Source organism: Ectobacillus sp. OTK, from assembly GCF_059698935.1.
Window position 1 is genome coordinate 343,089 of record NZ_AP048547.1, and the last position, 12,680, is coordinate 355,768.

Consider the following 12,680-nt stretch of genomic DNA (forward strand, 5'->3'; position numbering starts at 1 on the left):
TAGATAAAGGGGGAAATTTATAGATGAGAAAGCTAATTAAAAATGGAACAGTTGTGACAGCTGCTGATATATACGAAGCTGATGTGTTAATCGAAGATGGAAAGATAGCAGCCATTGGTACAGATTTGAAGGCGGAGAGTGCAGAGGTTATTGATGCGACAGGGCGCTATCTGTTCCCAGGCGGTATTGATCCGCATACACATTTGGATATGCCTTTTGGCGGGACAGTTACGAGGGATGATTTTGAGACGGGTACGATAGCTGCTGCATTTGGAGGAACAACTACTATTATTGATTTTTGTTTAACTAATAAGGGTGAACCTCTCAACAATGCAATCCAGACGTGGCATAGAAAATCGCGGGATAAAGCAGTCATTGATTACGGCTTTCATTTAATGATTGGCGAGATAAATGACGATGTGCTTGCGGAGCTTCCGCAGGTTATTGATGAGGAAGGAATTACCTCATTCAAGGTATTTATGGCTTACAAAAACGTATTTCAGGCGGATGACGGGACACTGTACCGTACGCTGCTCGCAGCAAAGGAGCTTGGTGCACTTGTAATGGTACACGCGGAAAATGGGGATGTTATTGATTATTTAACGAAGCAAGCACTTGCGGAAGGAAATACGGACCCTATCTATCATGCGCTTACAAGACCGCCTGAAATAGAAGGTGAAGCAACAGGCCGCGCTTGTCAGCTAACAGGCCTGGCAAATTCACAGCTGTATGTTGTGCATGTTTCCTGTGCTGATGCGGTAGAGAAAATTGCGGAGGCACGAAATAAAGGACTTGATGTTTGGGGTGAGACGTGCCCGCAATATTTAGTGCTGGATCGTTCCTATTTAGAAAAGCCGAATTTCGAAGGGGCGAAATATGTATGGTCACCGCCTTTACGCGAGAAATGGCATCAGGATGTACTATGGAAGGCATTAAAAAATGGACAGCTGCAAACGCTTGGGTCCGATCAGTGCTCCTTTGATTTTAAAGGACAAAAGGAACTCGGACGCGGAGATTTTACGAAAATTCCAAATGGCGGTCCGACAATTGAGGATCGCATTAGCATTCTATTTTCTGAAGGTGTAAAAAAGGGAAGAATTACGCTCAATCAGTTCGTTGATATTACTTCTACAAGAATTGCGAAGCTGTTTGGTTTATTTCCGCAAAAAGGAACGATTGCAGTTGGTTCAGATGCGGACATCGTCATTTTTGATCCGAATGTAGAGCGCATCATCTCTAGGGAAACTCATCATATGGCTGTGGATTATAATGCATTTGAAGGTATGAAGATAACAGGAGAACCAATTAGCGTGCTGTGCCGCGGAGAATTTGTTGTACGCAACAGACAGTTTGTTGGAAAGGCTGGTTATGGATCATACCTCAAGAGAAAAAAATACGGTGAAGATACGAAAAAGCAGCAGGAGCCAATCTCAGTTCAATAATCCCAGTAATTGTTCATTCTCCCCCGATCCAGCTGATCGGAGCCAAATGGGGTTCAGACCGGCATTGCCAGATTAACAATGCCGGTTTCACCATATAGTGGTTACTTCGAATGAAGGGGGCTTTTTATGAAAACACAGATTGAACAAAACGGTATTGTGACCTTAACGGATGAAGCAGCACGTCAACTAAGTGACAGTCCAATGTGGAACGATGACTTACGCCCGACGACGCTTGAGGAGCATTCGTGGAAGGGGTGGAATTTTGCTACCCTTTGGATTGGAATGTGTTTATGTATTCCGACGTATACAATGGCGAGCGGGATGATTGCACTAGGGATGAACTGGAAGCAAGCAATCGGAACGATTTTTCTCGGCAATATCATTGTTCTTATTCCTATCCTGCTCAATGCGCACGCTGGGACAAAATTCGGAATTCCTTATCCTGTGTTCGCTCGTCTTTGGTTCGGTTCTAAGGGAGCGCACATTCCTGCACTAGCACGTGCGGTTGTAGCTGCTGGATGGTTCGGCATTAACACATGGATTGGGACAGGTGCAATTGATACCCTATTGTCGGCATCGTTTGAATCATGGGAAAACCTTCCGGGTCATACAGCAATAGTATTTGCTTTATTTTGGGCATTAAATGTAGGGATCGCATACAAGGGTCCGCAGGCGATTAAAACATTAGGTGCAGTGGCAGCTCCGACAATTGCGGTTGCAGCTATTATTTTATTCGGATGGGCGTTCGCAAATGCGGGTGGTTGGGGTCCGATTTTAGAAACGCCATCTAAGTTTCAAACAACAGGGGAGTTTCTAAAAATCTTTTTTCCTGCATTAATGGGGGTTATTTCCTTTTGGGCTACACTTGCCTTAAATATTCCTGATTTTTGCCGCTATGCAAAAAGCCAGAAATCACAAATGACTGCACAAGCAGCATCTCTTCCGATTACAATGACAATCTTTTCTTTTATGGGTATTGCTGTCACGTCGGCAACTGTTGTGATATTCGGTGAAGCGATTTGGGATCCTGTACAACTGCTTGCTAAATTTCCTCCTTTCATCATTTTTGTAGGAACAGTTGTAATTGTAATTTCTTCTGTAACGATTAATGTTGGTGCAAATATTGTAGCTCCCGCCCGAGCTGTTGAGAATTTAAATCCGAAACGGATTACATTTGGAATGGGTGTACTCATTACCGGAGTTTTCGCGATTCTTATGCAGCCTTGGTACATTATGTCCAACTTTGGAAACTATATTTTTGGCTGGCTTGGCACATACGGCGCCCTGCTTGGTCCGATTGACGGCATTGCGATTGCAGATTATTGGCTCGTTCGCCGCCGGAAAATGGTATTAAAGGAACTGTATGAGGTGAATGGGCGTTATAACTATTCAAGCGGGTTTAATAAAAACGGTGTATATGCCCTTGTAACTGGGATTGTGATTCCGGTGCTTGGTCTTATTATTCCGGGATTGCACTTTATTTGGGAAAATGCCTTGGCATTTGGGTTGCTGATCGCCCTTGTAGTTTACGCATATTTGATGAAGCAGGACAAAAGTGTACTGCTTGCTGGTGAGTATGAGGAAATCACGATGAAGGTGGAAGTGCCAAAGATAAATGAGCAGGTGCCTTCTGAAATCGCAAATCGTACGTGAGAATGGCCGAAAGCTTAAAAAAGGAGTGTATGTATGTCCTATCAGGAGTTTCTAGCGGAGCGGGATAAAATTGACTTTCTTATGCAGAAGGGATATAGCATTTGGGCAGTTCAGGAGAACCTGGATGGCGCCTTCGTACAGTTTGAAAAAAACGACAATGGAGAAAGTGAAACAGAAACGCTGCATATTATGACGGCGGATGGCAGAAAATATTTTTCTGCTTTTCTGATTCAGCAAGGAGCAAGAGGATAGCGTGAGGCTGTCTCAAAAGGTCTCTACTTATTAAGAGGAATACCGTATATGGGTTTCTTGTCAGTAATGTATGGATATATGTCGTATCAAAAGAGGGTGTCCCATAACTTTTGGGACACCCTCATATTTTTTGATAAAAAGAAATAGAGTCAGATAATCTGACAAATCGGTAGAGAGAAGAATTTGAATAATCGTATAGTTGCCCTATACATAAAGAAAAAGCGGGTATTATTCATTTAAAAAGGGAAAAGCGATAGCCTGCAAGAATACTATAAAACACTATGTTTCCAAAAAAGGAGTGAGGGTATGCAATATCATTTCCAGCTTACCGTAGCGGATGTGTTAAAAAGAAAGCATTTTGAAAACATTCGATTTATTGCTGGACAGACAGGACTGTATCGAGTTGTGAAATGGGTTCATGTTGTAGAGGTGGCGAAAATTAAATCGCTCCTAAAGGGAAATGAACTTATTTTGTCAACTGGAGTCGGCTGGCGTAACGATCCGAAGGCATTTTTAGCTTTTTTGCAGGAATTGATTGAAAGTAATGCCTCTGGTCTATGCATTGATATGGGTTCATCAGCCTTTCCTATTCCGCAGGAAGGAATTGCGCTGGCTAATGAGCATCAATTCCCTATTTTGCTTTTCCTAAAGGAAGTTCCTTTCGTTGAAATTACCCACGATATCCACTCTCATTTAATTCACCAGCATTATCAAATGATTTCGAATTTAGAAGAGTATTCTCAGCAGCTTAATAAGAAATTATTGTCCATTCAGCATTATAAAGAGATTTTGCAGCTGCTGCACGAACATCTTTGCCATACGGTGTTGTTTCGTATGAAGGGAAATGACGTGCAGGTAATTCCGTCTAGCAGCGATGTTTCCTATACCTTTTTGGTAGAATGTCAGGGGAAGGAGCTGTTAAAAAAACGGGTTGCGCATCAATCTATCCAAGTGTTAGGGCATAACTATGCTGACTTATATATTTATTCTGAGGACGAGGAAATTGGTGAATATGATAAGTTAATTTTAGATCGGACTGCGACCGCTGTGGCACAGCACTTATTACGGGATTTATATGTGGAGGAAAAGAAGCAGGCAGAAGAAGAGGGATGGGTAAACAGCTGGCTTCATGGAGAGCATACGGAGATTGAGATTACTGACTTTCTAAAGAGCTCCTACACAAATGGAAAATGCAAGGGCGGAACAGTATGTATCTGCAAATTCCATGAATCACACCAATCCAGCTCCGATAAAACATACTTTAAGCTGCTGTTTCGGACCATTTTTGAGCAGTTGGGCTTCTATACGCTGTCTACGGAAAGGAGAAATGAAATCACCTTTATTTTACTAAACTATCGGGATACTAAAAACCAGAAGCAGCGTCTAGAGACGGGGATTGAAAAATTATTAAACTCGGAATTTATTAAGAAACGAAAGACAGCCGTGACGGTAGGGGTTGGAAAGCTAATTGAGCAGCTGACGGATATGCATAGGAGCTTTAAAACAGCACAGGAAACGGTAAAGGTACAAAGCAATCTGGCGAAGGTATGTCATTTTTATGAGGATTTACATATGTACCGCATCCTTTCCATGATAAATCAGCATAGTGATCTGCAGGAATTTGTTATGGAATATTTAGACCCAGTCGTTCGTTATGATAAGAAATACAATGGAAAGCTAATGGAAACATTGCGGGTGTATTTATCCTGCAATGGTTCAAAGCAAGAAACAGCAAATCGGCTATTTGTGGTGCGCCAAACATTATATCATCGGATTACAAAGCTAGAGGGCTTACTTGGCAGTGATTTTATGAATTCAGAAAAACGTCTTGTGATTGAGTTTATGCTCCAAGCCTATGATTACCTTGTTTCGACAAAGCAAATGAAACAATATCCTGTCGAAGGGTAGCAGCTGACCTAAATACAGGTCATGCCCGCTTTTCTTATGGGGATTCTGACGCTTAGCCATCAACTTAACAATATACCAAAGCTACGTAAAGACATTATCTGGGGAACCAATATGTTGGCCAGATAGCCTTAGACTTTAGAAAAATGATCATTTATTTCAAACCTACACCTTCAAGTTAGATATTGAGATTATAAAAAACAATTGTTTTTTATAAGGTTAGAAACAGGCAGGAAATGCCTGTTTTTTTGTGGGATTTTATTATAATAAAAATATAAAAAAACAAGTTGTAATAAACATATGTTTTATTGTGACTTTCTTTGTTATTTGATGTATCTTCTTCAGAATTATATGTCGCTACTGTGGTTTCGAAATAAAGTTCGATAATTTATAAAAAAGTTTGACCCAAAATCCTGTATTGATAAGCAGGATTTTTTCTTGTTCAGCAATCGGGCTGTTTTCTTGAATAACACTCAATAAGGAAATTGGATATTTATGTTGAAATATAGAGAAGATTTTGAAGAAATATACTTAAGCTAACGGTACAGGTTACTTGAATAAACCATTTAATTTACTAAGGTAAATTGTTACAATAATCCTTATATGGATTGTAAAGCTATTTGCAATATCTAGAAGACTATTAATTGAAGCTTTCATCAAATTAGCTCTAATCAAAAGTTTTAAAGACATTACAATCAAGGACATCACCGATGAAGCAGAAGTTAATCGTGCTACATTTTACGCTCATTTTGTAGATAAATATGATTTACAAGATGCTGTGCTTTCAGAAAACATACTAAAAAATATCCAAGAGAAACTGAGTTGTCACGATCAATTAAATGAGCAAACAATTATTAAAATCTTCCTAGCTGTTACAAAATTTCAAACAGATTTAAGTATTCAATGTAAAAAGAATTATGAATCATTTAGTACGGTTATTGAAAACAAAATAAAAAAAGAATTAGAGCATGTTCTTTACTCACTTCTTTTAAAATAGAATAACAAACGTGAAAATGAATCAATTAAAGTCGGTGCTGTTTTGCTAAGTTGGGGTTTATATGGGGCTTGTGTGGATTGGCAGCATAATGGCTCGTTATTAGCTGAAGAATATATTAAAACTGCTATTCCCTATTTATTAGGTGGGATAAAGTTATCCGAAGTATAAAAAAATCCAATAAAATAATACGAATTTCTAATTTTACAAAAATCGGTAGAAAGCAGATCTTTCTTAAATTTAGGTTAAACACATGTATAAAAAAGAACCGCACAGGAATCGGCTTTTTTAGGTTTGAATTTGCTTAGCATAAGGAAATCAGGGTTTCATCTTCCAAATAATGTCTTAGCGTATAATATCCGTGTTTTGTCGGCAGGACCCCATGCCCATCAAGGTAAGAATTTAGAATTACTCCAAAACAAAGATCTTATGCAAATTGCTCAATTTTCTCGTTTTGGGGTAGTTTATTTTTGTTAGATTGATGGCTATGCGTCAGTACCCCAAAAAGTAAGGGAAGTACCATAACCTTAAATAAAAAAATCCTTCTAGATTCAATTCTAAAAGGATTTTTTAACTATATTTAATTTATTTTCAATGAGTTGATCCTAGAAAGATGTAAGCTCCTTTGAACATCTCAAAATGTGGAAAACGGTTTACAACATAATGAAAATCTTTTTTATTTAACAGTACACAGTCCATGCAACTTCAATCACTCATCTAAGTAGAAATGTGGATTTAAAAATATAACAATGAAATAGAACTTTTAAACCCTATAGTAGTCGTTTTTTCATGAAACATCGACTTCTACTAATTGTTCTTTCTCACTATTCATAAATAAACCATGAACCTTAACATGAGATGGGATCAACGGATGATGACGAATGATGTTGACACTTTTCTGTATGCCCTCAGCTACAGTTTTGCTTCCCTCTAACCAATCACTCACACTGACATTTGGGAATTCCGGCATACAATTTTGAAAAAGATAATCAAAAGTTTGTATGTTCTTCTTTACTCTTTCACTATCACATATTTTGTTAAGTAAATTTTGTTTATCCACTGTGTTCCCTTGACCCTCTGTTGTACCAACAACAAAAACTTCCTCAATATTTTCCTGATAAATTGCAATAATGATATCTCGCATTAAATCGCTGTAAGGGTGTGAAATCACAGGTCCAAAACTACTTAGGACTAACATATTTTTTGGATGGATATTAGTCGCTTGTTGTAAGAGTTGTTCCAATTTTTGATCCATTCCGATCACAAATAACGCTTTTTTGTTTTCATCTAAATACATAACATTCACCCCATTGATTATTTGAAAATTGTTTAAAATAATATTCCCTTGACCACACGTACTAGAAATCGAGCCATGACGTAGCTGTCAATTGATTTATAAAATGAATGATTATAAAAACGATGAAACATCTTCATAATATAAGTGTTTAAGACCAGTTCTCCCAATATCCTTTTGGATCTATGGTTGCCAGGCGAATCCATCCATTTTTTACTTTTTGACGAAACGCACAATCACGATCCAGCAATCGCTCCACATATTTCCGTGGTGCTTGGATAACTACCAGTAAACGGAGAGGAGCATGATAAACCTCATGATCTGATTGCATCACCGATTGCCAAGGAAGCCCGGCTAACAAGTCACTGACATTTCCCTGCATAACACCAAGACCTGCCGTAACTGTTTGGGTAGCTTTGTTTCCACTGCCGTAATAATGAGGTGCAACGGTAGATGCGTAATACTGTAGATTAATCCATTGGGTAACTGTGCCTGGGCCAGCGATAATATTGGCAAGTATTTCACCATTTTCATCCTCTTGCCAGTTGTAGTTGTGTAAAAAGGTTCTTCCCTCCAGATTGCACTCCTTTGTTAGATCGCGATGGCCGATAATAAACGCGGCGTTACGCGCTAGCCCCCATTCCGGACGTACTTCACTCCAATCCTCAGCAAAGCGTTGTGCCTCATTCTTCGGATTTTTGAAACGGGAACCCAAATTGGGCAATTGTGATACCCGCTCTGCATTCGCATGATGGCTAACCTGTGGTAACGTCGCCTGGATACCATGAAATGCGTGTTGAGCCGCCTCTGAAAGCTCAGGCACATACAGCCAACGTAATTCATCAAGCGTGGTTATATGCTCAGCAGCCACGAAAACCGTGTCCTCTGGAATCAAAATCCCATCAGCCTTGAGGGCCGCCCTTACCTTTGGAAGGTTGCACAAAGTCGCTAGAACCCGTGCATTGAATCCACCCGATGCCCCTCCGCAAGCACCACATTCTAACGCAGCAGCATATGGATTATTAGTACTACGGCTTCCATGCCCACAAATCACGACTAATGGTGCGAAATTATTTCTGAGTCCCATCATTTTCAGGGCTTGTCGTACATAGTGCACTTTCTCTTCCTCAGAAAAACCAACCGACAACTCCGTTTCTGAAGTTTGCACGTGATCGATTGACAGTTTTGTAGAAGGTTTCCGCAACCATGCTTCCCGAAGTTGAGATAAGGTATGACCAGCGCTACGTGGAATAAAGCTGCGCGTCAACATTTGCAGGCTAAACCAGGGACCACTTACTTCTGGCAATAATAAACTGGTAAGCAAGTTTTGCTTCATCGCTTTAAACGAGTAGCTGAGTGAATTCACCGCATTTCGGCGTTGTTGATATTGTTTGGATTCACACTCAGATGAATACTCTTTTACTTTATGCTGCGGTTCAAGTATGACGGGCAAAGAGGAATGAGTATGTTCGCTTCCAAGTTCACATGTTTCAATAGGTAATCCAAAAAAACCAGCCATTCCATACGTCTCAAAAGGACCGGCTTTTTCTAGTGCACGGCGAAAAGGCTCCGAACGTACATCAATACAGAATACAAATTGTGCTAAAGTCGACTTTATCTTTTTTGTTTCATGCTTCTTCGAGACAATTTTCTCACTTAATTCATCTGCGTATGTTTCCTCCCAGGCTTCCAACCAGAGCTTCCTGCGAACCATCTCATCAAAGCGATAGGCGAGCGTTAAATATTCTTTTTGTTCGGTGGAAGACAACCGCAACCAGTTTTCAATCGGCATGTTCCCCCAATGAGCCCAAGCCGCAATGAGCGGAACCAGTGATACTTTACTTTCAGATGTTTGCTTAGGTAGAGGCAGATAAGGTTTAAGTAAAATCCACTCCATGGAAATCCGAACGGCTAAATATTCCATTAGAAGTGAGCTTTCTTGGGTGGATTGTTGCGAGCGCCAGAGCATCATTCCTGCCCATCCTGGCAAAGTAAGTAAATGAGCTTCAAGATAGCTTTGTATCTCTGACTGAGGGATTTCAAGTGCCGACAATGCCTCTTTTAGTGCAGCATTCGCCCCTTGCGGCCAATTTTTAAGTTGCTTCCGCTGAGTACGATTGAGCGCAGGATCATGCTCAACAAGTTTACGCCACGCACGATAGAAACCCTCCTCACGATTTGGCAGAGACCAAGCTGCCTGGGAATCATCCAAGAACAACTTACACCACTTGATTACGTGATGATCAAGAGTGTGAGCCACTTTCTCACCGCCCTGCTGTTCTAAACAAAGACTTAATGGTTTTAACGAATATTTCTCAGTGTTTTGAGGCTCCAAACTGATTAGTTTCTGTGCTAAGCTCTGTAACTCAGGTGCTACCAATAGGTCGGAAGGCAGTTCATCCAGCTTAAGTGCAGCCCGACAAAATCGTTCTGCCACCCCGCGTGGCAAATCAAGAGATTGTAAGTCAAGCCAACATTGAAGCCTCATTTCAAGAAAATCCTTATCAATCTCTCCTCGCTGCTGCGCAGATTGTATCACGGAAGCACTAGGATATATATCCACATCACGAGTATCTTTGAGCCAGCGTGCCACCTGTTCAAATGATTGTCCTTCAAGTCCCATCCAAGGATTGCGTGCCGCAAATGTAGCAATAGGCCAAAGTGGTGCAATGACTCGGCTGGCTGACTTCACTAAATCGTTTATGTCGAGATCAATGGAATCAAGAGTTAAATTTTCCTCTAATGTTTTGGGTAGTGTTGACGTTGCATTCATTATTCATTACCTCCTCGGGAAAGGTATTGCGTAAGATACTTTGGGTGACTTTCGACCGACACTGGATGAGGATCACCTAGCCGTACGAGCCAAAGATAAAGCACTGCGAAGGAAGTGGAAGAACGATTGCGAGCTACCCACATCCCTATAGCACCACCGAATAACAAGATGAATAGAACTAAAACAGCCACTGGCATAGGCAGTTGTGCACCTTGATGAACCGTTGTATATAACAATCCGGATAAGACGTGATGAATGATGCCGAACACCATTACCGATGCTCCCAACATGGAAAATCCCGCAACACGACCGATGCTTCCTTGATTGAAAGCGATCAGCCGTGTCCAAGCAAACGACAGTGACCATCCTAAGATGAGGGAACTAATCAGTTGATACCCCTCTTCAGGAGACGCCAACCAAAAACCGGCCCCTACTAAAAAACCTAAAGCCATCCCTGCGATTTTCCATAACAATGATGATCGTTGGGACGTACAAGACGTTATCTCGTAGCGGCGCACCGCGGAGCCAGCCTGCAAGAAAAGGGCTGCTTTAAATAGGCCATGTAATATGAGATGGATTATGGCAGCCACATAAGCACCTAACGCACATTGAATCAGCATGAACCCCATCTGCGCAATTGTAGAGGCAACTAACTGACGTTTGTAATCAACCTGAACCAAAATAATTCCAGTCCCTAGCAAGACTGAGATACTAGCCAGGCCAAGCAAAAAGATCTGAGCTAAATCACCATTAAAAAGAGGTGCGAATCGAGTCAGCATAATTCCACCGACATTCACTAACCCTGCATGCATAACCGCGGAAACCGGTGTCGGAGCAACCGCCGATTCTAACAGCCAGCGTTGGAAAGGCCATTGTGCGGCTGGTATCACCATTGCCAATACTAGCAGCAGATTGACCCCCGTCCGCTCCCATGAGACAAGTTTCTCTAAACCGTCACCAGATAGTGCAAGTGATAACTGCCAGTGTCCCGTGACTTGCGCCAGCCAGGTTATCGCTAACAACAAAACCAGCCAACTGAGCGCAAATAGGCGACCGGAAAGTGCAGCTGTATTTCTCGCTACTTGCCACTCTCTGTTTAACCCTATGAGTAATGTCAGTCCTAGAAGAGTTACTCCCCAGCAAACTAACAACCAACGAAGATCATCACTTAGCCAAGTAACTGATACAGCACCTGTAGTGAGCGTTAAAAGTGCAAAATATTTACGATAAGATTGATCACCAAGTAAGTAACGGACGGAGTAACGCTGTATAATCAAGCCTATCGTAAGAACAAACAGTGCCATCAACCAAGCCAGGGGATCGAAGCGCCAAGGTCCCAATATCCCATTCGTATTGTTAGCGACAAGGGCTAACAGGGCGATTAATGGAGGGATCGCAATGATACCCACGTGAATACGAACCATATTCAAGGGAATCCGTGGATGTAACAGCAATAACGCGCTAAGCGCAGCGACAGCAAGTGATACAAAAAATGCTGTCGGAAATGACAAAAAGTTCAGTGAAACCAACATCCAATATCCCTCCATTGAAATGATTTGAGCGTATCAGCTAAAGCTCCTAAAACAATTATAAAAACAATAGATGAGAGCAAATTTTGCAATACGATTTCCTTCACTTTGGTTTCTTTCCTTTCCGGTTTAACATGTGATTTGTACAATAAAAAAACCGACAAATTTCAGAATAAAACGGACTTAACCGTAATTCTAAAAGTTGTCGGTTTATCTTCAACTAACTCAAAGTTTTTTGAAGATCTCCCTTTATGTTTATTTTTATAAGCTTTTCCCCTAAATCATTAAATAATTTAAATACCATAATCCGTTCCCCGGTACGAGTGCTTATATCAGTGTAAAAACTTTTTACTTCTTCCCCAGTTATATTTAGAATAATTTCTTTTAGGTTGTCTATACCTGACTCAACCAACTCAGATCGCACCCGCTTTACGGATAACATTCCTTCCTTTGTTTCACAAACAGAATATTCAGCGGGTGTCAGAATACCACGTAAAAACACTATTATCATATCCCGTAAAATATCAGTTTTAACGGATACTGAACCGCGTCCAAGAAAATCTTTTTCCCATTGAGTTATTGCTTTACTTATTTCTGTTTCAATATATCCTTTTGACTTACTCATAATTACCCCCTTAATAAAAAACGGTATATTCCCCATACTAGTACTAGTCCCCTAGTCGAGAAATATACCGATTTATCTTATTCTTTCCTTCTTATTTTTACATGATGCTTTTTCATATTAGTCAATTAAAATGTATTAACAATATGCTAAAGCACTAATTAATAAAGAAGTTAAAAATAATATCTATCGATTATTTAGCTATATTATACTTTA

At 40.6% G+C, this 12,680-nt stretch carries 9 protein-coding genes; 5 read left to right on the forward strand and 4 right to left on the reverse strand.

Features of this window, described 5'->3' with window-relative positions:
* Window positions 1-23: 23 nt before the first annotated feature.
* From hydA to AC6HZ4_RS01825, 5 genes are all read left to right on the forward strand, one after another.
* Window positions 24-1,442, forward strand: a complete 1,419-nt coding sequence (gene hydA / locus AC6HZ4_RS01805; protein WP_497493327.1) for a dihydropyrimidinase — start codon at window positions 24-26, stop codon at window positions 1,440-1,442.
* A gap of 126 nt (window positions 1,443-1,568) precedes the next feature.
* Window positions 1,569-3,095: an NCS1 family nucleobase:cation symporter-1 gene (locus AC6HZ4_RS01810; protein ID WP_497493328.1), complete on the forward strand. Its 1,527-nt coding sequence runs from the start codon at window positions 1,569-1,571 to the stop codon at window positions 3,093-3,095.
* 33 nt (window positions 3,096-3,128) lie between these two features.
* Window positions 3,129-3,347: a hypothetical protein gene (locus tag AC6HZ4_RS01815; protein WP_497493329.1), complete on the forward strand. Its 219-nt coding sequence runs from the start codon at window positions 3,129-3,131 to the stop codon at window positions 3,345-3,347.
* Between the two features lie 306 nt (window positions 3,348-3,653).
* Window positions 3,654-5,255: a PucR family transcriptional regulator gene (locus AC6HZ4_RS01820; protein WP_497493331.1), complete on the forward strand. Its 1,602-nt coding sequence runs from the start codon at window positions 3,654-3,656 to the stop codon at window positions 5,253-5,255.
* A gap of 667 nt (window positions 5,256-5,922) precedes the next feature.
* The gene (locus AC6HZ4_RS01825; protein ID WP_497495565.1) at window positions 5,923-6,249 is read left to right on the forward strand and encodes a TetR/AcrR family transcriptional regulator; all 327 of its coding nucleotides are present in this window, start codon (window positions 5,923-5,925) and stop codon (window positions 6,247-6,249) included.
* 784 nt (window positions 6,250-7,033) lie between these two features.
* On the opposite strand, the gene AC6HZ4_RS01830 is transcribed toward AC6HZ4_RS01825, so the two are convergent.
* From AC6HZ4_RS01830 to AC6HZ4_RS01845, 4 genes are all read right to left on the reverse strand, one after another.
* Window positions 7,034-7,543: a carbonic anhydrase gene (locus AC6HZ4_RS01830; protein WP_497493332.1), complete on the reverse strand. Its 510-nt coding sequence runs from the start codon at window positions 7,541-7,543 to the stop codon at window positions 7,034-7,036.
* Between the two features lie 148 nt (window positions 7,544-7,691).
* Window positions 7,692-10,313 carry a DUF2309 domain-containing protein gene (locus tag AC6HZ4_RS01835; RefSeq protein WP_497493333.1) on the reverse strand — a complete coding sequence of 874 codons (2,622 nt, stop codon included), beginning with the start codon at window positions 10,311-10,313 and terminating at the stop codon, window positions 7,692-7,694.
* Window positions 10,313-11,845, reverse strand: coding sequence for an NADH dehydrogenase subunit 5 (locus tag AC6HZ4_RS01840; protein WP_497493334.1), 1,533 nt, complete (start codon window positions 11,843-11,845; stop codon window positions 10,313-10,315). The genes AC6HZ4_RS01835 and AC6HZ4_RS01840 overlap by 1 nt, the downstream gene beginning before the upstream one ends.
* A gap of 217 nt (window positions 11,846-12,062) precedes the next feature.
* Entirely contained in the window at window positions 12,063-12,467 is a 405-nt protein-coding gene (locus AC6HZ4_RS01845) for a Na-translocating system protein MpsC family protein (RefSeq protein ID WP_497493335.1), read from the reverse strand.
* Window positions 12,468-12,680: the final 213 nt, after the last annotated feature.

What these genes read in the sequence shown, in the direction of transcription:
- hydA (WP_497493327.1), top strand. Translation starts at nt 24, where the DNA reads ATGAGAAAGCTAATTAAAAATGGAACAGTTGTGACAGCTGCTGATATA.
- AC6HZ4_RS01810 (WP_497493328.1), top strand. Translation starts at nt 1,569, where the DNA reads ATGAAAACACAGATTGAACAAAACGGTATTGTGACCTTAACGGATGAA.
- AC6HZ4_RS01815 (WP_497493329.1), top strand. Translation starts at nt 3,129, where the DNA reads ATGTCCTATCAGGAGTTTCTAGCGGAGCGGGATAAAATTGACTTTCTT.
- AC6HZ4_RS01820 (WP_497493331.1), top strand. Translation starts at nt 3,654, where the DNA reads ATGCAATATCATTTCCAGCTTACCGTAGCGGATGTGTTAAAAAGAAAG.
- AC6HZ4_RS01830 (WP_497493332.1), bottom strand. Translation starts at nt 7,543, where the DNA reads ATGTATTTAGATGAAAACAAAAAAGCGTTATTTGTGATCGGAATGGAT.
- AC6HZ4_RS01835 (WP_497493333.1), bottom strand. Translation starts at nt 10,313, where the DNA reads ATGAATGCAACGTCAACACTACCCAAAACATTAGAGGAAAATTTAACT.
- AC6HZ4_RS01840 (WP_497493334.1), bottom strand. Translation starts at nt 11,845, where the DNA reads ATGTTGGTTTCACTGAACTTTTTGTCATTTCCGACAGCATTTTTTGTA.
- AC6HZ4_RS01845 (WP_497493335.1), bottom strand. Translation starts at nt 12,467, where the DNA reads ATGAGTAAGTCAAAAGGATATATTGAAACAGAAATAAGTAAAGCAATA.